This is a genomic window from Streptomyces sp. LMG1-1-1.1 (assembly GCF_040815545.1).
Classification (GTDB): Bacteria; Actinomycetota; Actinomycetes; order Streptomycetales; family Streptomycetaceae; genus Streptomyces.
Genome location: NZ_JBFPNH010000001.1, coordinates 325,667 through 347,640, shown reverse-complemented (window position 1 = coordinate 347,640; position 21,974 = coordinate 325,667). Strand labels below are relative to the sequence as shown.

Sequence of the window (21,974 nt, the reverse complement as noted above, 5' to 3'; positions counted from 1 at the left end):
GGAACCATCGGGCGCACGACGGACGACACGACCGGGAGGCCATGTCATGGGGGCTGGACACGACCACGGGCACAGCCACGGGGGCCCGCCCCCGACGGGCACCGCGGGTGCCGCCTACAAGAACCGACTGCGGATCGCACTCGGCATCACGCTCTCCGTGATGGTGATCGAGATCATCGGCGGTCTGGTCGCCGACTCGCTCGCGCTGATCGCCGACGCGGCGCACATGGCGACGGACGCGGTCGGCCTCGCGATGGCGCTGCTCGCGATCCACTTCGCCAACCGGCCGCCGTCCGGCAACCGCACCTTCGGGTTCGCCCGGGCGGAGATCCTGGCCGCGCTGGCCAACTGCCTGCTGCTGCTCGTCGTCGGCGGCTACGTGCTGTACGAGGCGATCCAGCGGTTCCTGGAGCCGGCCGAGACCAAGGGCGGTCTGACCATCGCGTTCGCGGTGGTCGGCCTGGTGGCCAACATGATCTCGCTGTCGCTGCTCGTGCGGGGCCAGAAGGAGAGCCTCAACGTGCGCGGGGCGTATCTGGAGGTGCTCGCCGACGCCCTGGGCTCGGTCACGGTGATCGTCGCGGCCGGCATCATCCTGGCCACGGGCTGGCAGTACGCCGACCCGATCGCCTCGATCGTGATCGGTCTGATGATCGTCCCCCGGACGATCAAGCTGCTGCGCGAGACCCTCGACGTCCTCCTGGAGGCGGCGCCCAAGGGCGTCGACATGGCGGAGGTGCGGGCACACATCCTGGCCCTGCCGGGAGTGGAGGGCGTGCACGACCTGCACGCGTGGACGATCACCTCGGGAATGCCGGTGCTCTCCGCGCACGTGGTGGTGGACCAGGCCGCGCTCGACTCGGTCGGTCACGAGAAGATGCTGCACTCCCTCCAGGGGTGCCTGGGGTCGCACTTCGACGTGGAGCACTGCACGTTCCAGCTGGAACCGGTGGGCCACGCGGAGCACGAGGCGAAACTCTGCCTCTGAGAGAGCACCGCCTGTTAATCTCGTCGTACGAACGCGTGTGGAGAGGAGCTGAGGTTGATGACCGTCGCGATGGAGGCCGCCCAGTGCGGCAGCGCCCGGTCCAGCTTCAGCTTCCGGGTCTCCGGCTGACCTGATCCCGGTACTCCCACCGGTCCGTCACGTCGTCGGCCGGGACCCTTTCACCGAGGGATTCCCACGTTGTCCGACAACGCTCTGCACGACTCCTTCTTCGCCCTGCACCACGGTCTGCCGCGGCAGGGCCCCGGCTCCGACACCACCACCCGTCGGCTCCTCGCGCTCTCCGGGCCGCTTCCTGAGCGCCCGCGCGTCCTCGACCTGGGCTGCGGCCCGGGCCGCAGCGCGCTGCTCCTGGCCGCCGAGGCGGGTGCCGAGGTGACGGCCGTCGACACCCACGAGCCGTTCCTCGCCGAGCTGCGCGCGAGCGCCGCGGCCCGCGGGCTCGACGGCTCGATCCGCACCCTGCGCGCCGACATGGGCGCGCTGCCGTTCCCCGACGGCTCCTTCGACCTGGTCTGGGCCGAGAGCTCGGTCTTCGTCCTCGGCTTCGACCGGGCGCTCGCCGAGTGGCGCAGGCTGCTCGCTCCCGGCGGCACGCTGGTGCTCACCGAGTGCGTCTGGACCACCGACGACCCGGGCCCGGCGGCCCGCGCCTTCTGGGAGGAGCACTACCGGCTCCGTACCGTCGCCGGGAACGCGGCGGCGGCGGTCGAGGCCGGCTACCACGTCCTGGGCACCGTCCCGCAGCCCGAGAGCGACTGGGACGAGTACTACGTCCCGCTCGCCGCCCACGCCGAGGCGGCGGACACCGCCGTGCCCGGCATGGCCGAGGCGGTGGCGGGCGCGCGCGCCGAGATCGCGCTGCGGCGCGAGCACGGCTCCGACTACGGATACGCCGGCTTCGTCCTGCGGCCCGCCGATCCGCGCTGGCGCACCCGCACGGAGACCGGCGACGACGCGGCGGCGATCCGCCGGGTCGTGGCGACGGCCTTCGGTTCGGAGGCCGCGCCCTCCGCGACCGAGGCCGATCTGGTCGAGGCGCTCCGGCTCGACGCCGACGCCTGGCTGCCCGGTCTGTCGTACGTGGCGGAGGCCCCGGACGGCACGGTCGCGGCGCACGCGCTGATCACCCGCTGCCTGGTGGGCGGCGCCCCCGCGGCGGCGCTCGCGCCGGTGTCGGTGGCACCGGCGTACCAGCGGACGGGGGCCGGCCAGGCCGTCGTCCGGGCGGTGCTCGACGCGGCCCGGCTGCGGGGGGAGCCGTTCGTGCTCGTCCTGGGCCATCCGGAGTACTACCCGCGGTTCGGGTTCGTACGGGCGTCCGAGTATGGAATCAAGCCAGGTTTCGAGGCCCCTGACGAGGCGATGATGGCGCTCGTCCTGGACGACACCGTGCCCGTTCCGGCGGGCACCCTCGTCTATCCGGCGGCTTTCGGCGTCTAGACGCCCCCGGCACCCTCCCGCTCCCGCCGCACCGGTACGTCCCCGGTGCGGCGGGAGCGGCCACGTCCGGCCGACGAAGTACGGACAAGCCGGTTTTGTACGGCAGACTGTGGTGGCCCCACCGGGCCGAGGACCGAAGCGAAGGATGGGTATGCCGACCACACCAGCCACCGCGGCTCAGATCTCGCCGGAGATCACGTCGAACGGTGTCCAGCCGTCCGGAGCCCCGGCGCCGATCATGCTCGAACTGGTCGACGAGGAGGGGAGGACCATCGGCACGGCGGAGAAGCTCGCCGCCCACCAGGCGCCGGGTCAGCTCCACCGCGCCTTCTCCGTCTTCCTCTTCGACGAGGAGGGGCGGCTGCTGCTCCAGCGCCGGGCGCTCGGCAAGTACCACTCCCCCGGCGTGTGGTCGAACACCTGCTGCGGCCACCCCTACCCGGGCGAGGCGCCGTTCGCCGCGGCGGCCCGGCGGACCTTCGAGGAGCTCGGCGTCTCGCCGACGCTGCTCGCCGAGGCCGGCACGGTCCGCTACAACCACCCGGACCCGGCGTCGGGCCTGGTGGAGCAGGAGTTCAACCACCTCTTCGTCGGCCTCGTGCAGGCCGAGCCGCGACCGGACCCGGAGGAGATCGAGGACACCGTCTTCGTGACCGCCGAGGAGCTGGCCGAGCGCCACGCCGCCGCGCCGTTCTCCGCCTGGTTCATGACGGTGCTCGACGCGGCGCGTCCGGCCGTCAGGGAGCTGACGGGTCCGTCCGGGGGCTGGTGACCGCAGGGTGCGGCGCGCCCCCCGGCCCCGGTGCCATCGGGGTCAGGGGCAGCGCCGCCCAGATGATCTTCCCTCCGGTCGCGGTGTGCTCGACGTCGCAGGCGCCGCCGGCCTCCTGGGCGACCTCCCGGACGAGCAGCAGCCCGCGGCCGCCCGTCTGCCCGTAGTCCGCTTCCAGCGCCTTGGGGCGGTACGGATGGTTGTCCTCGACGGACACCCTGATCCACTCGGGGCCGATGGCCACCTCCACCGCTATCTCCGGGGACAGCAGCGCCGCGTGCCGCACGGCGTTGGTGACCAGCTCGGAGACGATCAGCAGCAGGCCGTCCATGATCTCCTCGTGGAGGGGGACGCCCTGGCGGACCAGCAGGTCGCGTACGGCGTGCCGGGCCTGCGGGACGGAGACGTCGACCGCGGCCGCGGTGAAGCGCCAGACTCCTTCGTAGGACGGTTGCCGGGTGGGGACGCCTCCGTGGGTGTCCACGGTCCCGTTCCCACCCTCGTGCTCGATTCTCGCCACGGATCGAGTCTTGGCAATCCGCGCGGCCAGACCGGCCTACTGACCAGAAGTCGACACTTATCGGCCGTCTTCTGACCGCCTGAGTATGCCGACGTCAGTTGTTCGACTGATCCTGCACGCTTTCTGATGACTCCGAAGGCGTGCCGGTCGCCGACGTCGGCGGGGCCACCATACCGACGATGCGCCGGCCCCCGACGCCCATGGCGATCAGGCCGAGACCGTCGAACAGCAGCGCGAGCGAGAAGAACACCCCGAGCACGTACCGGCTGCTGTCCGGCCAGTCGAACAGGACGAGCAGACCGAGCAGCAGGCCGAAGGCGCCCTGGACCAGGGTCCAGCCGAACTGCGGCCCGCGCACCACCAGACCGCCGACCAACCGGAACAGCCCGCCGGTCAGGAACAGCAGCGCGGCGAACATCGTCAGCGCCTCCGCCGAGCCCTCCGGGTGACGGATCACCACGACGCCGGCCGCGATGTTCAGCGCGGCCACCACCACGGCGAGCCAGAAGGAGCTGGTGCCCCGCGACCCGATGGCCTGGAGGAGCCCCACCACACCGCCGATCAGCAGCAGCCAGCCGAAGAGCAGCATCGAGGTCAGGGTGGCCAGGCCCGTGTAGACCAGCCCGACGACACCGGCGATCACCAGCAGGATGCCGAGCGCCGCCAGCCAGCCGAAACCGCGCCTCAGCTTCTTCCCCCGACGGGCCATGTTCCGGACCTCATCCGGCCCGGCGACGGGATCACGGGCGTCCTCGGCCATTGCGGTGCCTCCTCGGAGCGACCCCTTCCTGATCGTACGTTCGGGTCCGGCGGATAGCATCCGGCCCATGGAGCCGCAGCTGAAGGACAGCATCACGGACGGCGTCGCCACCGTCGTCATCGCCAACCCCGCCAAGCGCAACGCGATGAGCGCCGACATGTGGCGCGCCCTGCCCGGCATCCTGGACAGGCTCGCCGCCGACCCCGCCGTCCGGGTGCTCGTCCTCACCGGCCAGGGCGACACCTTCTGCGCCGGCGCCGACATCTCGACGCTGCGGGAGCCCTGGGACGAGCAGCGGACGCTCGCGATGCCGGCCGAGGAGGCGCTCGCCGCCTTCCCCAAGCCGACCCTGGCGGCCGTCCGGGGCTACTGCGTCGGCGGTGGCAGCCAGCTCGCCGCCGCCTGCGACCTGCGCTTCGCCGAGGAGGGAGCCCGCTTCGGGATCACGCCCTCGAAGCTCGGCATCGTCTACCCGTCCTCGTCGACCCGCAGGCTCGCCGCCCTGGTGGGGCCGTCGACCGCCAAGTACCTGCTGTTCTCCGGCGAGCTGATCGACGCGGACCGGGCGCTGCGCACCGGTTTCCTGGACGAGCTCCACCCGGCGGGCGAACTGGACAAGCGGGTGGCCGAGTTCGTCCGGATCCTCGCCTCCCGTTCGCTGCTGACCCAGGCGGCGGCCAAGGAGTTCGCCGACGGGCACCTCGACCGCGACGCCCACTGGGCGGAGCAGGCGCGCGGCAGCGGCGACACCGCGGAGGGGGTCGCCGCCTTCCTGGAGCGCCGCGCGCCCCGCTTCACGTACGGCCGCTGAGCCCGCGAGCGGCGTCTCAGCCCTCGCTGACGAGGTCCCTGGTGTCCGTGCCCCGCCAGTGCGCGACGATCGCCGCCGGGGCCTTCTCCGGTGAGCCGGCGTCGTAGGGCGGCTGGGGGTCGTACTCGGTGAGCAGCTGGATCGTCTGGGCGACCTCGTCACCGGCGATCCGGCCGAGCAGGTGCAGCGCCATGTCGATGCCGGAGGAGACCCCGGCGGCCGTGACGTACTTGCCGTCGAAGACGACCCGCTCGCCGGTGGGCTCGACGCCCTGGGCGCGCAGTTCGTCGAAGGCGAGCCAGTGGGTGGTCGCCCGGCGGTCCTTGAGCAGGCCGGCCGCGGCGAGGACCAGCGAGCCGGTGCAGACCGAGGTGGTCCAGGTGCTGGTGGCGTCGGCCGCGCGCAGCCAGTCCAGGGTCTCCTGGTCGTGCATGGCCACGCGCGCGTCGGGTCCGCCGGGGACGAGCACGATGTCCGGGCTCGGGACCTCGGCGAGGCTCTTGTCGGCGACGAGCGCCAGGCTGCCCTGGTCGTTGCGGACCGGACCCGCCTCCTTGGCCACGAAGACGGTCTCGGCGCCGGGGAGGCGGGCGAGGAGCTCGTACGGCCCGACGGCGTCGAGGGTGGTGAAGCGTTCGTAGAGCAGGACGGCGATCTGCACGGTGGTCCCTTTCGGTTCGGTCGGATGACTCGGGTGGCTCGGATGACTCGGACTGCTGGGTCGGCTTGGTCGGCTTGGTCGGCTTGGTCTGCTTGGTTTGCTTGGTCGACGGGTGGGTCTCCGGCGGCGGGTGCGTCCCCCGGCGGCGGGTGCGTCGCCGGTCGGCGGGTGCGTGTCAGGCGTCGGAGGCGTGTCAGGCGACAGGGGCGTGGAAGCGGCGGCGGTACTCCGCAGGGGCGGTGCCGAGCGCCTTGAGGAAGGCGCGGCGCATGGCCTCCGGGGTGCCGTAGCCGGAGGCGCGGGCGACCTCCTCGACGCCGCGCGAGGTCTCCTCCAGGAGGCGGCGGGCGTGTTCGAGCCGGACCCGGTCGACGTAGCGGCCGGGCGGGGTGCCGGTCTCCGCGTGGAAGGCGCGGGCGAAGTGGCGGGGCGAGAGGCGGGCGCGGGCCGCGAGCGCCTCGACGGAGAGGTCGGCGTCGGGATGCTCGGTGATCCAGTGCTGGAGGTCGCGCAGCGGCTCCCGGCGGGCGGTCTGGGCGGACAGCTGGGCGCTGAACTGGGCCTGGTTGCCGGGGCGGCGCAGGAAGACGACCAGGTGGCGGGCGACGGTGAGGGCCACGTCCCGGCCCAGGTCCTCCTCGACGAGGGCGAGGGCGAGGTCGATGCCCGCGGTGACACCGGCGGAGGTGGCGAGCCGCCCGTCCCGTACGAAGATCGGGTCGGGGTCGACGTCGACGTCGGGGTAGCAGCGGGCGAGGTGGTCGCAGGCGACCCAGTGGGTCGTGGCCCGGTGTCCGTCGAGGAGACCGGCCTCGGCGAGGAGCAGCGCCCCGGTGCAGACGGACACCAGGCGCTCGGCGCGCGGGGCGTGGGTGCGCAGCCAGTCGACGAGGGCCGGGTGGGGCGACCGGGTGCCTTCGCCGCCGGGGACGACGAGGGTGTGCGGCGGGCCGTCGGCGACGGCCTGGGCGAGGGTGGTGTCGGGGAGCAGGCGCAGGCCGCTCTGCGTACGGACCGGGCCGCCGTCCAGGGACGCGGTCGTGAGGGGGTACGCGGCGGGGTCGCCGGCGGCGCGGCCCGCACCGGCGAACACCTCGACGGGTCCGGTGACGTCGAGGCTCTGGACGTCGTCGAAGAGGACGACGAGGAGGGGGCGCTGCGTCATGCCTCCATCCTTCGCGGCGGCCGCGGCGTCCGCAACGACGGGCAACCCACCTTTTCTGCCATGGCCCCGGTGGGCGCGGTCCGCCTGTTCCCGTCGTACCGACCAGTCGGTAACGTTCGCGTCCATGACGACTCCACTGCCGCCGCGCGCGGGACGCCGCTGCCACAACGCCCTCAACCCGCTGCACTCCACGCTGTACTTCTCGCCGGACCTGGACCGCGAGTTCGCCGCCCTCGGGTTCACCGACCAGAGCGCGATGCGGCTCGCCGCGCGGAGCGCCGCCCTCGGCGCGGTGGGCGCGGGCACGGTCGCCGCGACCTTCTACAACTACCACCACGAGCTGCTCGCCCGGCACCTGCCCGCCGTCTGGGAGACCGCCTCCCCCGCCGAGGTGCTGGACGCGCGGCTGCGCACCGCCGACGCGACCCTCCGCCGGCTGCTCGGCGACGACGCCGTCGCGTCCCCGGAGATGGCCGAGGCGGCCGAGCTCGCGCTGCGCGCCACCGAGGCCTGCACCCGGCACGCCCGGCCGCTGTACTCGGCCCACGCGGACCTGCCGGTGCCGGAGCAGCCCCACCTCGCCTACTGGCACGCCACGACCCTGCTGCGCGAGCACCGGGGCGACGGGCACCTCGCGGCGCTGCTCTCCGCCGGGCTCGACCCCGTCGAGGCCCTCGTCTCGCACACCGCCACCGGCAAGGGCATGGCCCCGCGCTGGGTCCTCGGCTCCCGGGGCTGGCGGCGTGCCGACTGGGACGCCGCGGTGGAGCGGCTGCGCGGCCGCGGGCTGCTCGACGCCGACGGGGAGCTGACGGAGCCCGGCACCGCCCTCCGCGCCGAGCTGGAGGAGCACACCGACCGGCTGGACTCCGCGCCGTACGAGCACCTCGGCGCGGCCGGCGTCGAGCGCCTGACCGCACTGGGCCGCGGCTTCCTGTTCGCCGCGGCGGCCGCCGGCGCCTTCCCCGCGGACCTCACCGGCAAAGGGTGACACCGGGCCCGGCGAACCGCCGGAACGGGTCGGTTGCCGCATCCGGGTGACCGACCCGGCACAATGCACTCGCAAGCTTGAGGCACGAGAAGGCGAGTCGGGACACCGTGACGACGTCCATCGAAGCAAGGATCGCCGAGGAGCTCGGCGTACGCGAGCGACAGGTGAAGGCAGCCGTCGAGCTCCTCGACGGCGGTTCGACCGTGCCGTTCATCGCGCGCTACCGCAAGGAAGCGACCGAGATGCTCGACGACGCGCAGCTGCGCACCCTGGAGGAGCGGCTGCGCTATCTGCGCGAGTTGGAGGACCGCCGGACGGCGATCCTCGACTCGGTACGCGAACAGGGCAAGCTGACCGCGGAGCTGGAGGCCGGCATCCGCGCGGCCGACACCAAGGCGCGTCTGGAGGACATCTACCTGCCCTTCAAGCCCAAGCGCCGGACGAAGGCCCAGATCGCCCGTGAGGCCGGTCTCGCACCGCTGGCCGAGGGGCTGCTCGCCGACCCGTCCGTCGAGCCGACGGCCGCCGCCGCGGCCTTCGTGGACGGGGACAAGGGCGTCGCGGACGCCGCCGCCGCGCTGGAGGGCGCGCGGGCGATCCTCGCCGAGAAGTTCTCCGAGGACGCCGACCTCATCGGCGAGCTGCGCGAGCGCATGTGGGGCCGCGGCCGGCTCGTCGCGAAGGTGCGGGACGGGCAGGAGGAGGCCGGGTCGAAGTTCGCCGACTACTTCGACTTCGCCGAGCCGTTCACGGCACTGCCCTCGCACCGGGTGCTCGCCATGCTGCGGGGCGAGAAGGAGGACGTGCTCAGCCTCGACCTGGAGCCGGAGGAGCCGTCGGAGCTGCCCGGTCCGTCGTCGTACGAGGGGATCGTCGCGCGTCGCTTCGGAGTCGCCGACCGGGGGCGCCCCGGCGACAAGTGGCTCCAGGACACGGTCCGCTGGGCCTGGCGGACCCGCATCCTCGTCCACCTCGGGATCGACCTGCGGCTGCGGCTGCGGACGGCGGCCGAGGACGAGGCGGTCCGGGTGTTCGCGGCGAACCTGCGCGACCTGCTGCTCGCCGCGCCGGCCGGCACCCGGGCGACGCTCGGCCTCGACCCCGGCTTCCGTACCGGCGTGAAGGTCGCCGTGGTCGACGCCACGGGCAAGGTGGTGGCCACCGACACGATCTACCCGCACGTCCCCGCCAACAAGTGGGACCAGGCGCTCGACCGGCTGGCCCGCCTGGCGAAGGAGCACGCGGTCGAGCTGGTCGCGATCGGCAACGGCACGGCCTCCCGCGAGACCGACAAGCTCGCGGCCGAACTCCTGGCCAAGCACCCCGAGTTGAAGCTGACTAAGGTGATGGTCTCGGAGGCCGGCGCCTCGGTCTACTCGGCCTCCGCCTTCGCCTCGCAGGAACTCCCCGAGCTCGACGTGTCGTTGCGCGGCGCCGTCTCCATCGCGCGACGGCTCCAGGACCCGCTGGCGGAGCTCGTGAAGATCGACCCGAAGTCCATCGGCGTGGGCCAGTACCAGCACGACCTGGCCGAGGTGAAGCTCTCGCGCTCGCTCGACGCCGTCGTCGAGGACTGTGTGAACGGCGTCGGCGTCGACGTCAACACCGCCTCGGCGCCGCTCCTTTCGCGCGTCTCCGGGATCAGCTCCGGCCTCGCCGAGAACATCGTCGCGCACCGGGACACCAACGGACCGTTCCGCTCCCGCCGGGCGCTCAAGGACGTGGCCAGGCTCGGCCCGAAGGCGTACGAGCAGTGCGCGGGCTTCCTGCGCATCCGGGGCGGCGACGACCCGCTCGACGCGTCGTCGGTGCACCCGGAGGCGTACCCGGTGGTGCGCCGGATGGTGAAGGCGACGGGCGGCGAGGTCGCGGCGCTGATCGGCGACACCGGCAGGCTGCGCTCGCTCCGGGCGGACGACTTCGTCGACGGCACCTTCGGTCTGCCGACGGTGACCGACATCCTGCGCGAGCTGGAGAAGCCCGGCCGCGACCCGCGTCCGGCGTTCAAGACGGCCACCTTCAAGGACGGCGTCGAGAAGATCGGCGACCTCGCGTCCGGGATGGTCCTGGAGGGCGTCGTCACCAACGTGGCCGCCTTCGGCGCGTTCGTGGACATCGGCGTGCACCAGGACGGTCTGGTGCACGTGTCCGCGATGTCGAAGAACTTCGTCAAGGACCCGCGCGACGTGGTGAAGCCCGGCGACGTCGTCAAGGTGAAGGTCATGGACGTCGACATCCCGCGCAAGCGCATCTCGCTGACCCTGCGCCTCGACGACGAGCCGGGCGCGGACGCGGCCGGCGGGGCTCCCAAGCGCGAGCGCGGCGAGCGCCCTCCGCAGCAGCGGCAGGGCGGCACCCGCGGCGGCGGCGCTGCCGGTGGCGGTGGCGGTGGCGGTGGCGGTGGCCGCAGGAACGACCGGGGCGGCAGGGACGAGCGGGGCGGCCGGGACCGCGACCGCTCACCGGCGCCCGCCCCCGGCAACAGCGCCATGGCCGACGCCCTGCGCAAGGCCGGCCTCCTCGGCGAGGGCGGCGGCAAGCGCCGCTAGGGGTCGCCGTACGGCCCCTGCCAGTACGCGCCGGCAGGGGCCGTACGCGTCGGCGTGTGCGTACCGGCCGTGTGCGCACCGGCGTGTACGCGTCGGTCCGTACGCATCGGTCCGTACGCACCGGCGTGTGCGTACCGGCGTGTGCGTACCGGCGTGTGCGTACCGCCGTCCCGGCCCGGTGCCTCAGGGCACGCGCGCCACGGAACGACTGAGGCCGCGCCCCGACGGGGGCGCGGCCTCGGCCGTGCGGGACGGGCCCCTGGGAGGCCGGGTCACGGCAGGAAGCGCATCGCCCATTCGGCGCGGTGGGCGACGGACAGGTCGTCGTCCTCGGTGAGGGGTACGAGCAGCTCGCGGGCGGTCTTCGGGTCGGCCTGCACGAGTTCGACGATCTCGTCGGCGAGGCCGTCCTGGTCGTCGCCGAGGTCGACGGCCGAGGCGCGGACCAGGGTCGGCAGGGCCTCCGGGCCTCCGATGGCGGCGAGGACGCCGCCGAGGAGCTCGCGGGCGTAGGCGTTCCGCTCGGTGAGGGCGCGGTCGAGCTCCGACTGGAGGCGCGGCAGGAGGCCCGCGTCGCCCGAGGCGGCGATCTCGTCGGCGAGGTCGATCGTCTCGTCGACGTCCGCGTCCAGATCGTCCAGCATCTCGGTCAGCCGGTTCAGTAGGTCGGTCATGCTGCTGCCTCCTGGAAAGCGCCGTCCACGAGAACGGGAACGGTCGTCGAGCTGTCGGTCTCGGCGGCCACGGCCACGTCCTGCGGATAGCCGTACTCGTACAGTTCACGGCCCGAGTCGCAGCCGTGCAAGGCGGCGACCGGGTCCTCCGTCGCCGACCACAGCGTGGCCGCCGCGGTCGCCTCCGGGGTCAGCGGTCCCGTGCCGGCGAGGGCGGAGAGGACCGCTCCCGCGCCCAGCAGGTCCTCGAGCGCCGGGCGCAGCGAACCGTCGGGCCACCGCTCGCCCGCGGCGACGACCGCGAGCGGGCGTTCCGCCGTGCCGTAGCCGCGGTCCGTGAGCCAGCGGGCGACGGCGGTGTGGTTGCGCAGGGAGGCGGCGACGACGGTCGCACCGCCGGCCTCGGCGGCGATCGTCGAGCCGTTCGGGGACGGCAGGACCAGACGGACGGGGGCCGGGGCGGCGCGCAGGGCGGCCGGGGAGAGCGACCACGGGTGCTCGGGGGTCGCCTCGCGGCGGCCTACGGCCAGCGCCGCTCCGACGCGGTCCGCGTACGCGGCGGCCGTGGCGTCCCGCCACCGGTAGGGGTGGACGGCCGTGCCGGCCTCGACGGCGACGCCCACGGCGGTGGTGAACGACAGCACGTCGACCACGACCACGCAGGCGGCCGCCGGGGCGAGGGCCCGCGCTTCGACGGGCCCCCAGCCGAAGGAGACCGACATCAGAGTTCGGTCACCTTGCCGTCGGCGACCTCGATGCGCCGGGTGGTGCGGACCGCGTCGAGCATGCGGCGGTCGTGGGTGACCAGGAGCAGGGTGCCGGTGTACGAGTCGAGGGCGGACTCCAGCTGCTCGATGGCCGGCAGGTCGAGGTGGTTGGTCGGCTCGTCGAGGACGAGCAGGTTCACGCCCCGGCCCTGGAGCAGGGCGAGCGCGGCGCGGGTCCGCTCGCCCGGGGAGAGCGTGGTGGCGGGCCGCATCACGTGCTCGGCCTTGAGGCCGAACTTGGCGAGCAGCGTCCTGACCTCGGCGGGCTCGGTGTCGGGCACCGCCGCGCAGAACGCCTCCAGAAGGGTCTCGGTGCCGTGGAACAGCTTGCGGGCCTGGTCGACCTCGCCGACGACGACGCCCGAGCCGAGGACCGTGTCGCCCGAGTCCAGTGGGAGGCGGCCGAGCAGGGCGGCGAGCAGGGTCGACTTCCCGGCGCCGTTGGCACCGGTGACGGCGACCCGGTCGGCCCAGTCGATCTGGAGGGTGACGGGGCCGAAGGAGAAGTCGCCGCGGCGCACCTCGGCCTCGCGCAGGGTCGCCACGACCGAGCCGGAGCGCGGCGCCGAGGCGATCTCCATGCGCAGCTCCCACTCCTTGCGGGGCTCGTCGACGACGTCGAGGCGTTCGATCATGCGCTGGGTCTGCCGGGCCTTCGCCGCCTGCTTCTCGCTGGCCTCGCTGCGCGCGTTGCGGCCGAGCTTGTCGCCGTCGGTGGCCTTGCGGCGGGCGTTCTTGACGCCCTGCGTCATCCAGGAGCGCTGCATGTGGCCGCGCGCCTCCAGGGCGGCCTTCTTGCCCGCGTACTCCTCGAAGTCCTCGCGCGCGTGGCGCCGGGCGGTGTCCCGCTCTTCGAGGTACGCGTCGTAGCCACCGCCGTACAGGGTGATCTGCTGCTGGGCCAGGTCGAGTTCCAGGACCTTGGTGACGGTACGGGTGAGGAACTCGCGGTCGTGGCTGATGACGACGGTGCCCGCACGCAGGCCCTTCACGAAGGCCTCCAGGCGCTCCAGGCCGTCGAGGTCGAGGTCGTTGGTGGGCTCGTCGAGCAGGAAGACGTCGTAGCGCGAGAGGAGCAGGGAGGCGAGGCCGGCGCGGGCGGCCTGGCCGCCGGAGAGGGACGTCATCGGCTGGTCGAGGCCGACGGTGAGGCCGAGGGAGTCGGCGACCTCCTCGGCGCGCTCGTCGAGGTCGGCGCCGCCGAGGTTCAGCCAGCGCTCCAGGGTCACGGAGTACGCGTCGTCGGCGCCCGGGGTGCCGTCGACGAGGCCCTGGGTGGCCTCGTCCATGGCGGCCTGGGCGGCGGCGACACCGGTGCGCCGGGCGAGGAACTCGCGGACGGTCTCGCCCGCGCGCCGCTCGGGCTCCTGCGGGAGGTGACCGACGGCGGCGGTCGGCGGGGAGAGCCGCAGCTCGCCCTCCTCCGGGGTGTCGAGGCCGGCGAGCAGCCGCAGCAGCGTCGACTTGCCGGCGCCGTTGACGCCGACGAGGCCGATGACGTCGCCGGGGGCGACGACCAGGTCGAGCCCGGCGAAGAGGGTGCGTTCGCCGTGGCCGGCGGCGAGGTCCTTGGCGACGAGGGTTGCAGTCATCAGGGGACGAATCTTACGGGGGCGCCCCGACCGGCCGTACCGCCGGTCACGGCTCCCGGCCGCACCCTCCGGTCACGCGGGCCGCGCCGTCCGGTCGCGCAGGCCCCGCCGTCCGGTCGCGCGGGCCGCATCATCCGGTCGCGCGGGCCGTCCCCGAGCCCGGGTCGCACGGTCCGGGAACGCCGGCCCGCCGCCGCGTCACACGGTCACACCGTCACGACGTCACGACGTCACGACGTCACGCCACCCGGAGGTCCCGGCCGGTTCGCCCGTGTCGCGGGCGTGCTCCGCGAGCAGGCGGTGGAGGACCGCGCGGTAGGTGGCGCCGTGGAAGAGGTACGGGCCGATGCCGGGGTAGACGTCGCGGTCGGGGTCGAGAGGGGCGCCGGTCTGCCAGGCGAGGTCGCGCCAGACGACGTCCTCGCCGGCGCGCTCGACGACGGCGGTGACGGCTCCGCAGCCGGGGTCGTCGCAGTCGGGGCAGGAGTGGATCACCCGGCGGGTGCCGTCGGCGAGCAGGAGGAGCTCGGCGTGGGCGGCGCGGACCGTCGGCGGGAGGTCCGCCGCGAGCGGCGAGACGGCGTCGACGCCGTCGACCTCGTCGAGCCGGTGGAGCAGTGCCCTGCCGTCGACGAGGACGTCGCGGTGCGGGGCGGGCGCGCCGCCCGCGCGGTCGGCGGGGGCGAGGTCGAAGGGTGTGTACGGGACCGGCATGAGTCGAGTCTTCCGGTTTTCCGTGGCCGGGCCGTCCCGGAAATGTCCCGGTCCCGGTACGGTCCGGGCCATGGAGAGCGACGTGAGCGACGTGATCGTGGTGGGCGGCGGGGTCATCGGTCTGACGACGGCGGTGACGCTGGCGGAACGCGGGCTCCGGGTACGGGTCTGGTCGCGGGACGACGTCACGGCGACGACCTCGGCGGTGGCGGGCGCGCTGTGGTGGCCGTACCGGATCGAGCCGGCGGCGGAGGCGGGGGCCTGGGCGCTCGGCTCGCTGCGGGTGTACGGGGAGTTGGCCGCCGATCCGGAGCGGACCGGGGTGCGGTGGGTGCCGGGGGTCCACGCGGACACCGTCCTCGACGGTCTCGGGTCCTGGGCGAAGGAGGTGCCGGGTCTTCGCCGGCTGGCTCCGGAGGAGGTGCCGGGGCCGTACGGCGTGGGTCTGGCGGCCCGGCTTCCGCTGATCGACATGCCGGTCCATCTGAGGTGGCTGCGGGGCCGGTTCGAGGCGGCGGGAGGGGTCTTCGAGCGGCGTGCGGTCACCGGCTTCGAGGAGGCGGCGGCGCGGGCGCGGGTGGTCGTCGACTGCGCCGGGGCGGCGGCGCGGGAGCTCGTGCCGGATGCCGGACTGCGGCCGGTGCGGGGGCAGTTGGTCCTGGTGGAGAACCCCGGGATCGACGAGTGGTTCACGGCGGCGGACGCCGGGTCGCGCGAGACGACGTACTTCTTCCCGCAGCCGGGGCGGCTGGTGCTCGGCGGGACGGCCGAGGAGGACGACGAGCGGCTCGCGCCCGATCCGGCGACGGCGGCGCGGATCGTCGCCCGGTGTGCGCGGGTACGGCCGGAGATCGCGGGGGCGCGGGTGATCGGGCACCGGGTGGGGTTGCGGCCGGCGCGGGTGGGCGGGGTGCGGATCGAGGCGGTGCCGCTGCCGGGCGGCGGGCGGCTGGTCCACCACTACGGGCACGGGGGCGCCGGGGTGACGGTGGCCTGGGGCTGCGCGGAGCGGGCGGCGGAGCTGGTCTGCGGCTGACCCGGCTCCGGCGGCACCGGGCGTGGTCCGGGTCGGACCACGCCCGGTGCCGGTCCCGCGCGGAGACGGGGCGGGGTCATCCGGGTCCGGGGGCTGGTTCCGGGGGTGTCAGCGGCTCGCCGGGACGGGGACCGCGGCCAGGCGCCGTCGGAGGGCGTCGGCCTCGGGGACGCCCAGCCGTTCGGCGATGTCCAGGGCGGCCCGCAGGTGGGGGATGGCCAGGGTGTGCCTGTCCAGGGCGACGAGGCAGTCCGCGATCCCCTGATGAGCGAGCAACTCCTCGTACAGTGCCTGGATCCTTCCCGCCAGGACGAGCGATTCGCGGTGCCGGGCGGCGGCCTTTTCCGGGTGGCCCAGGGCCAGCAGCGCGGAGCCGTGGATGTACAGGGCGGTCACCTCGCCGCCGAGGTCGCCGAGGTCGCGGAAGGCGGCGAGGCAGCGCTCCGCCTCGTCCCGCGCCAGGTCGTGCGCGCCCCGCAGGAGGGCGGCCTCCGCGAGGTGCAGCTTCGTGTAGGCGCTCCCCATCGCGCTGTTGACCTGCTCGCAGATGGCGAGGGAGCGGCGGAGGCAGTTCTCCGCCTCCTCGATCTCGCCGCGCCGGAAGTGGACCCGGGCGAGGTACGTCGACGAGTTCGCGACACCGAGCCGGCTTTCGATCTGGTCGTGCTTCCGCACCGATGCGGTCAGAAGGGCCTTCGCCTCCTCGTAGGCGCCGGTGAGCCGCAGCACGTCGCCGAGGTCGGCGAGGACGTTCGCCTCCCCCAGGACGTTGCCCAGCTCGCCGTACAGAGCCAGGGCCTGGCGGTGGTGGGTCATGGACTCCGCGTACCGGCCCAGGGATCGGAGGATGTCGGCGAGGGTGGCGAGGGAGTTCGCGAGACCGAGCCGGTCTCCGGTGTCCCGGAACGACGCCAGGGCCAGGCCGACGCTTTCCGCGGCCTCCGGGTAGCGGCCGGCGAGTTGCAGCACGTGGCCGAGTTCGTTCCGGACCAGCCCCTCGTCCCGCCGGTCGCCGGTGCCGGCGAAGCACTCCAGGGACTGCTCCAGCGCGTCGGTGGCCTCCTCGTACCGGCCGGTGAACCGGAACACCCGGCCGAGGTCGTGCATCACCATGCCCTCGCGTCGGCGGTCGCCGCGCGAGCGGACCAGGAGCAGCGCCTGGAGCAGTCCGGACTCCGCTTGTTCGTACGAGCCCTTGAGCGAGTCGACGATGGCGAGGTGGTGCAGGGAGACGGCCTGACCGAGCTCGTCGCCGGCGGTCCGGGCAGCCGCGAGGGCGATCAGGTGCAGGTCCTGGGCCTCACCCCAGTGGCCGTCGACCCGCAGGAAGTCGTGCATGGCGGCGGGCAGGTACACGGCGGCCTCGTGGAGACCGTGGCGGGAGGCGTGTTCGACGGCGGCGCGGAGATTGGCGTGCTCGGCACGCATCCATGCCGTCGCGTCGCCCGCGTCGGCGAACTCCGGCAGCGTCGTCGGTCGTTCGGCCGTCAGCTCGGGCGGCCGCACCGCGTGCCGGGCGATTCTGACCCCCGCGTCCGACGCCGCGTGGAGGTAGTGGTCGAGGAGGCGCCGCACGGCCGGGTCGGCGTCGGCCGGCCCGTCGGCGAGCGCCAGGGTCCGGGCGTACTCGCGTACGAGGTCGTGCATCTGGTAGCGCCCGCGCGAGGGCTCGTCGACCAGGCTGTGGTCGCAGAGTTCCTCCAACAGGCGGCGGGCGGTGCCGAGGTCGGAGCCGTGCAGCGCGGCGGCGGCGCGGACGTCGACGTCGGATCCGGGCAGGAGCCCCAGCCGGCACAGCAGGGTGCGGGAAGGGGATGACAGCGCCCGGTACGACAGGTCGAACGCGGCGGCGACCGACACGTTCTCGGTGGCGAGGGCGGCGAGCCGGCCGGTCGCCGTCCCGAGGTCCTCGGCGATGTCCGCGGGGGACCAGCTCCGCCGGTGGCGAAGCCGGGCGGAGACGAGGTTGAGTGCCAGCGGCAGGTGGCCGCAGAGGTGTGCCAGCCGGGCGAGTGAGGGGTCGTCGGGTGTGATGTCCGGTCGGCCCGACCGGGTGATGAGCAGCCGTATCGCGTCGTCCTCGGCCAGCACGCCCAGGGTGATCGGTGCGGCACCCGTGAGCGCCTCCAGGCGACGCCGACTGGTGACGAGGACCAGCGAGCCCGCCGTACCGGGCAGCAGCGGCTCCACCTGGTCGGAGCCCGAGGCGTCGTCCAGCAGGATGACCATGCGGCGCCCCGCGATCCGGCTCCGCCACAGGCCCGCGCGTGCGGCGAGCCCGTCCGGCACGCGGTGGGGGCTCTCGCCGACGGCGAGGAGCAGCTCGGCCAGGGCGTCCTCGGGGGCGACGGGCGGGGTGCCGACGGTGTGGGCGTGCAGGGGAAGGAAGATCTGGCCGTCCGGGTAGTCCGCGCCCACGTGGTGGGCGACGCGCAGGGCGAAGGCCGTCTTCCCGACCCCGGGCATCCCGTCCACGGTGTGGAGGTCCACCGGTCCCGTCCCGCCCTCCGCTCCCGCGCGCAGGTCGGTGAGGAGTGCACTGATCTGCGCCTCGCGGCCGGTGAAGGCGACCGGGTCGCGCGGCAGGGTCCTGGGGACGGCCGCGGAGCCGGTCACCGGGCGGCCGGACTGCTCGGCGGGGGTGCACTCGTCGTCCAGCACCTGCTGGAAGGCCGAACGCGCACCGGGGCCGGGCTCGACACCGAGGGCATCGACGAGTGAGCGGCGCAGTTCGTGGTACGTCGCCAGCGCCTCGGCACGGCGGCCGGTGTGGTGCAGCATCAGGATGAGGTGCGTATGGAAGGACTCGCGCAGCGGGAACTCGGCTGCGGCCCGCCTCAGTTCGGGCAGCAACTCCTCGTGGCTGCCCAGTCGCAGGACCGCTTCCGCCCGGAGTTCGAGGCACTGGAGTCGGGTCTCCTGCCACCGGGTGAGGTCGGAGGCGGACGCGGTCGCGAGGGCCGGGAACTCTTCGAGGGGTGTGCCGCGCCACAGCGCCAGCGCCGCCTCCGTGAGGCGTGAGACGCGCTCCCAGTCCTCGGCGTGCCGGGCCCGGCGCGCCTCGTCGAGGGCGCTGACGAGGCGGTCGGCGTCGAGTTCCCCGGCCTCGACGCGCAGGACGAGGCCGCGGTCCCTGCTGAGGATCCGTGTCGGGTCGCCGAGGGAACGGCGCAGCCGGGTCACGTGGTTGTGCAGGGACGCGCGGGCGCTGGCGGGCGGGCGTCCGTCCCAGAGCATCCCCTCCAGGCGGTCCAGCGTGACGACGCGATTGGGTGCCAGCAGGAGCGCCGCGAGCAGGGCTCTGGGCAAAGGCGGGCGCGGCGCGCGTTCCTCCCCCCGATCGTCCGTGGCCGACAACGTTCCGAGCAGCGCGAAGCGCATGTCCATACCCCCCGGGTTCGAAGCGCGGGGCAGGCCAGGGCCTCGCGCCAGCGCATCGTAACCGCGGTGGGGGACGGATCCACGATCTTGGTCCGTCACAGGCCTGTCGCGGCCGTGCCCTCGATCGAGGGGCGCGGCCGCGAAGTGTCCGCGCCCGGGGGCGCGGTGGCGTGCGACTAGCCGGAGACGGGGATGTAGTCGTCGGCGTACTGGGTCGGGATGGTCACTTCGCCGATGTAGGCGACCGTGGAGCCGAACGTGCACTCGCCCGCGGTGTAGCCGGTGATGTTGACCGGGCCCTTCCACCACCAGCCGGAGAGGTAGTTGTCCGTGTAGTTGGTGTTGAAGCACGCCTCCACGTACTGGCCGTTCTGGTTGTTGCCCTTGATGCGGACCGAGTAGATGGTGCCCCGGCTGTCGTGGAACTTGATCTGCTGACCGTTGCTGCCGGCGGCCGCGGGGCTCGCACCGCTCATGACGGCGAGGCCGCCGAGGGCCGCTGCCGCGGCGGCGACTCCGAGTCGGCGCAGCGGGGACGTGGTGATCGTGGTGCGGTGGGACACGGTTTCTCCTGTTCGGCCGGGCCGGGAGTTCCGGGCCGGGGTGTGCGGTCCAGTGGGTACGGACGCGTGAGAGGCGGACGCGGCACGCATCGGCGAGGCGGCTACGCGCGGGGCGTGGTCGGGCCCGAGAAAGGATCACCAGTAACGGCGTCGAACGCAAGGCCGAATAGTGCGGGGCCCGTTCCCGCCGACGGCCCCGACGTGGCTCCGGGGCCGGTGGTCTTCGTGGGCGGCGCCATTCCGGCGGGCGGGGTGAGGGAGATCATCCAACAGACCCGCCAGCGGCCTTGGTTGTCGATCCTGGCCATCAACTCGCTGCTGGTGACGCGTGCGTCGGGGTAGACGGCCCGCGCCTTCGCCGTGGCCTGCTCCCTGGTCACGGTCGCGCGGGGCAGGTCGGTGGCGCGGTCGTTCCTGGCGGCGAAGGAGAGGATCTTCCGGTCGGCTCCGATGACGACGTCCAGCCGCATCGGCATGAGGACTCCGTCGACGCGGCTGCGCCACTGCACCACCTTGGCCTGCTGGTCGGGCCCGCCGGCGGCGAAGACCTGTGCCTCGCTGCCGCGCAGGGCCCAGGGGAAGTGCTGCGCGGCGAACGCGTCTCCGGTCTCGCGTGCCGTCCCCTCCGTCAGTTCCGCCCGCGCGGCCTTCTCGGGTACGACGGCCGCGAGCTGGCCCGACGTCACCTCGCGGGAGGGCCAGGCGAGCGTGATGTTCCCCGATCCGGTGCTCACGTCGACCCTGCCGGGCCGCCGTTCCGACGCCGGGGTGTACCGGACGTCGGTCGGGACCGCTCCGGGTCCGAAGAAGGACCGCACGGCATCGGCCGCCGCCACCAGTTGTGCCGCGTCCGGTCGCTGGTCGGCCCGTGCGTCGGACTCCGTGAACGCCAGCGCGGGCAGGGCCACGGCGGACAGCAGGATCCCGCCGCAGACGGAGACGATCACGCCGAGGCGGAGGTCGCGGGCCCGGGTGCGGCCGGTGGACTCCGGGGTCGTCCGGTCGGCGCGGCGCCGGATCCACGCGCTTCCGGACAGGCAGCCCAGCAGCGCGCCCAGCACGTTGGCGCCGAAGTCGGAGGCGTCGCAGGCCCTGGCCATACCGGGGGTCAGCGCCTGTGCCACCTCGACGCCCCCGGAGAGCAGCACCAGCGCGGCGGCGACGGTGGCGGGCCGCCGGGTGGCCACGGTGAGGAAGAGCGCCGGCGGCACGAAGAGGGCGATGTTCATCAGGCCCTGGTCCGCGAAGAGCGAGGCCGCCAGGTCCGTGGGCAGCGAGCACACCCGCAGCGCCGGTGCGTGCGTCCCGAGGGGCGAGAGGGTGGCCGCGAGGACCACCGCGCCCGAGACCGCGGCTCCCAGGGGGGCCACAGGCACCCGGCCGTTCCGCCGGTGCAGCAGCCAGGCCGTGAGGGTCGCGGCCAGGAGGATCAGGGCAAGGGCCGGTATCAGAAACGGACTTGCGCCCAGTGAGGCATCGATCATGGTGGTGGTTCCCGGTGGGACGGCTCGGCGGCGGGCACGGGGTGTGCGGCGCCGGCCCTCCGGGAGGGAGAGCCGGCGCACGCCGTCAGCAGGCGGTCACCGGTGCGTTGTAGAAGGTGCTCTGCCCGGAGACGGCCAGCCAGCCGACGACGTTGTTGCAGTCGTTGAAGCCGAGCCCGTTGAAGAACTCCTGCGACGTGGTGCCGGCGGACTGGGTGAACCAGCCCTTGCTGTAGCTGTAGCCGTGGTAGTTGAAGCCGAACTGGGCGGTGATCGTGCCGCCGCCCGTCTTCTCGTACCACTCGTTCATCTTCCAGTACACGCCCCCGTCGGGCTGCTCGATGGGGTAGTCCCAGTCGGCCGCGATCTGCGTGAACAGGTAGCCGTTGCTCAGCTTGGTCCGCGATGTGCCGTAGTCCCAGTTTCCGCCCGCCGAGGCGGCCGGGGCGACCGCCGTCAGCAGGGCCAGCAGGCCGGCGGTGGCACCGAGAACAGGACGAATCTTCATGATCACCTCGTGAGTGCCCGAGGCCCGAGGGGCGCCGGGAAGCAGTCAGGACAAGGGGACGGCACGGAGCAGGGCGCCGACCGCCTGCGGCCATCCTGTGGAGGCCCTCCAACCGGCGGCCAACCGCCCACCAACAGCGCGTCAGCGGCCCTGCCGCACCGGGTCCACGGGCATGCGAAAGGGCGGGCGGCCTCCGGGGAGACCGCCCGCCCTCTCAGGCCGAGCCCTTCGCCTTCGCTACTTCCAGAGCGGCGGCTTGCTGTTGTTGTCCGCGTCGGCGCACTGGCGGGCGCGCCGCTCCAGGGCGTCGGCCCTGGCGTAGGCCTTGCGGGCGTCCGCCGTGGCACCGAGGCGCTTGAGCTGGGCGGCGCGGGCGCGCTCCTTGTGGGCGTCGGCCCGCAGCTTGGTGATGTTGCAGGTGATGGTGCCGGCGGCGGCGGGCTCGGCGGTCGCGGTCTGCCCGAGCAGCACGCCCCCGGCGAGCAGCGTCGTGGCGAGCAGGGCCGTCAGGGTACGGCGTGCGGGCTTGGTGTGGCGCATGGTGGTTCTCCAACTTACGGGCCGCTGGGGCCGGTTC

Annotated in this window: 20 protein-coding genes; 7 read left to right on the top strand and 13 right to left on the bottom strand. The window is 73.8% G+C overall.

What is annotated here, in order from left to right:
• The first annotated feature begins 46 nt into the window (after nucleotides 1-46).
• From MRBLMG1_RS01435 to idi, 3 genes are all read left to right on the top strand, one after another.
• The gene (locus tag MRBLMG1_RS01435; RefSeq protein ID WP_367819855.1) at nucleotides 47-988 is read left to right on the top strand and encodes a cation diffusion facilitator family transporter; all 942 of its coding nucleotides are present in this window, start codon (nucleotides 47-49) and stop codon (nucleotides 986-988) included.
• Nucleotides 989-1,186: 198 nt separating this feature from the next.
• Complete coding sequence (locus tag MRBLMG1_RS01430; RefSeq protein WP_367819853.1) at nucleotides 1,187-2,449, top strand: GNAT family N-acetyltransferase; 1,263 nt, start codon at nucleotides 1,187-1,189, stop codon at nucleotides 2,447-2,449.
• Nucleotides 2,450-2,600: 151 nt separating this feature from the next.
• Nucleotides 2,601-3,221, top strand: coding sequence for an isopentenyl-diphosphate Delta-isomerase (gene idi / locus MRBLMG1_RS01425; protein ID WP_367819851.1), 621 nt, complete (start codon nucleotides 2,601-2,603; stop codon nucleotides 3,219-3,221).
• Here idi and MRBLMG1_RS01420 read toward each other — a convergent pair.
• Both MRBLMG1_RS01420 and MRBLMG1_RS01415 read right to left on the bottom strand, forming a co-directional pair.
• Nucleotides 3,187-3,705, bottom strand: a complete 519-nt coding sequence (locus tag MRBLMG1_RS01420) for an ATP-binding protein (RefSeq protein ID WP_367820294.1) — start codon at nucleotides 3,703-3,705, stop codon at nucleotides 3,187-3,189. The genes idi and MRBLMG1_RS01420 overlap by 35 nt on opposite strands.
• 130 nt (nucleotides 3,706-3,835) lie before the next feature.
• On the bottom strand, nucleotides 3,836-4,450 hold the full coding sequence (locus MRBLMG1_RS01415; RefSeq protein ID WP_367820292.1) for an HdeD family acid-resistance protein: 615 nt from the start codon (nucleotides 4,448-4,450) through the stop codon (nucleotides 3,836-3,838).
• Between the two features lie 118 nt (nucleotides 4,451-4,568).
• Here MRBLMG1_RS01415 and MRBLMG1_RS01410 point away from each other — a divergent pair, with 118 nt between their 5' ends.
• The gene (locus MRBLMG1_RS01410; RefSeq protein ID WP_367819849.1) at nucleotides 4,569-5,312 is read left to right on the top strand and encodes an enoyl-CoA hydratase/isomerase family protein; all 744 of its coding nucleotides are present in this window, start codon (nucleotides 4,569-4,571) and stop codon (nucleotides 5,310-5,312) included.
• Between the two features lie 16 nt (nucleotides 5,313-5,328).
• Here the strand turns inward: MRBLMG1_RS01410 and MRBLMG1_RS01405 are convergent, their stop codons facing one another.
• Both MRBLMG1_RS01405 and MRBLMG1_RS01400 read right to left on the bottom strand, forming a co-directional pair.
• A complete protein-coding gene (locus MRBLMG1_RS01405) occupies nucleotides 5,329-5,973 on the bottom strand; it encodes a DJ-1/PfpI family protein (RefSeq protein ID WP_367819847.1) in 645 nt (214 codons plus the stop codon).
• A 193-nt stretch (nucleotides 5,974-6,166) separates the two neighbouring features.
• The gene (locus MRBLMG1_RS01400) at nucleotides 6,167-7,138 is read right to left on the bottom strand and encodes a GlxA family transcriptional regulator (RefSeq protein ID WP_367819845.1); all 972 of its coding nucleotides are present in this window, start codon (nucleotides 7,136-7,138) and stop codon (nucleotides 6,167-6,169) included.
• 124 nt (nucleotides 7,139-7,262) lie between these two features.
• Here MRBLMG1_RS01400 and MRBLMG1_RS01395 point away from each other — a divergent pair, with 124 nt between their 5' ends.
• Both MRBLMG1_RS01395 and MRBLMG1_RS01390 read left to right on the top strand, forming a co-directional pair.
• Nucleotides 7,263-8,129, top strand: a complete 867-nt coding sequence (locus tag MRBLMG1_RS01395) for an SCO6745 family protein (protein ID WP_367819843.1) — start codon at nucleotides 7,263-7,265, stop codon at nucleotides 8,127-8,129.
• A 107-nt stretch (nucleotides 8,130-8,236) separates the two neighbouring features.
• On the top strand, nucleotides 8,237-10,678 hold the full coding sequence (locus MRBLMG1_RS01390) for a Tex family protein (protein WP_367819841.1): 2,442 nt from the start codon (nucleotides 8,237-8,239) through the stop codon (nucleotides 10,676-10,678).
• A 272-nt stretch (nucleotides 10,679-10,950) separates the two neighbouring features.
• On the opposite strand, the gene MRBLMG1_RS01385 is transcribed toward MRBLMG1_RS01390, so the two are convergent.
• The 4 genes from MRBLMG1_RS01385 to MRBLMG1_RS01370 form a co-directional block, all read right to left on the bottom strand.
• Nucleotides 10,951-11,352, bottom strand: a complete 402-nt coding sequence (locus tag MRBLMG1_RS01385) for a hypothetical protein (RefSeq protein ID WP_367819839.1) — start codon at nucleotides 11,350-11,352, stop codon at nucleotides 10,951-10,953.
• Nucleotides 11,349-12,074: a 2-phosphosulfolactate phosphatase gene (locus MRBLMG1_RS01380; RefSeq protein WP_367819837.1), complete on the bottom strand. Its 726-nt coding sequence runs from the start codon at nucleotides 12,072-12,074 to the stop codon at nucleotides 11,349-11,351. The genes MRBLMG1_RS01385 and MRBLMG1_RS01380 overlap by 4 nt, the downstream gene beginning before the upstream one ends.
• Entirely contained in the window at nucleotides 12,074-13,711 is a 1,638-nt protein-coding gene (locus tag MRBLMG1_RS01375; protein ID WP_367819836.1) for an ABC-F family ATP-binding cassette domain-containing protein, read from the bottom strand. The genes MRBLMG1_RS01380 and MRBLMG1_RS01375 overlap by 1 nt, the downstream gene beginning before the upstream one ends.
• 222 nt (nucleotides 13,712-13,933) lie before the next feature.
• Complete coding sequence (locus MRBLMG1_RS01370) at nucleotides 13,934-14,425, bottom strand: hypothetical protein (protein WP_367819834.1); 492 nt, start codon at nucleotides 14,423-14,425, stop codon at nucleotides 13,934-13,936.
• 70 nt (nucleotides 14,426-14,495) lie between these two features.
• Between MRBLMG1_RS01370 and MRBLMG1_RS01365 the strand changes: the two genes are divergently transcribed.
• A complete protein-coding gene (locus tag MRBLMG1_RS01365) occupies nucleotides 14,496-15,461 on the top strand; it encodes an NAD(P)/FAD-dependent oxidoreductase (RefSeq protein ID WP_367819833.1) in 966 nt (321 codons plus the stop codon).
• Nucleotides 15,462-15,569: 108 nt separating this feature from the next.
• Here MRBLMG1_RS01365 and MRBLMG1_RS01360 read toward each other — a convergent pair whose 3' ends face one another.
• The 5 genes from MRBLMG1_RS01360 to MRBLMG1_RS01340 form a co-directional block, all read right to left on the bottom strand.
• Entirely contained in the window at nucleotides 15,570-18,842 is a 3,273-nt protein-coding gene (locus MRBLMG1_RS01360; protein WP_367819831.1) for an AfsR/SARP family transcriptional regulator, read from the bottom strand.
• 176 nt (nucleotides 18,843-19,018) lie between these two features.
• Nucleotides 19,019-19,405 carry a hypothetical protein gene (locus MRBLMG1_RS01355; RefSeq protein ID WP_367819830.1) on the bottom strand — a complete coding sequence of 129 codons (387 nt, stop codon included), beginning with the start codon at nucleotides 19,403-19,405 and terminating at the stop codon, nucleotides 19,019-19,021.
• A gap of 101 nt (nucleotides 19,406-19,506) precedes the next feature.
• Nucleotides 19,507-20,889 carry a VanZ family protein gene (locus tag MRBLMG1_RS01350; RefSeq protein WP_367819829.1) on the bottom strand — a complete coding sequence of 461 codons (1,383 nt, stop codon included), beginning with the start codon at nucleotides 20,887-20,889 and terminating at the stop codon, nucleotides 19,507-19,509.
• An 85-nt stretch (nucleotides 20,890-20,974) separates the two neighbouring features.
• The gene (locus tag MRBLMG1_RS01345; RefSeq protein ID WP_367819827.1) at nucleotides 20,975-21,397 is read right to left on the bottom strand and encodes a hypothetical protein; all 423 of its coding nucleotides are present in this window, start codon (nucleotides 21,395-21,397) and stop codon (nucleotides 20,975-20,977) included.
• A 237-nt stretch (nucleotides 21,398-21,634) separates the two neighbouring features.
• Nucleotides 21,635-21,937 (bottom strand): hypothetical protein, encoded by a 303-nt coding sequence (locus MRBLMG1_RS01340; RefSeq protein ID WP_367819825.1) that lies wholly within the window; start codon nucleotides 21,935-21,937, stop codon nucleotides 21,635-21,637.
• Nucleotides 21,938-21,974: the final 37 nt, after the last annotated feature.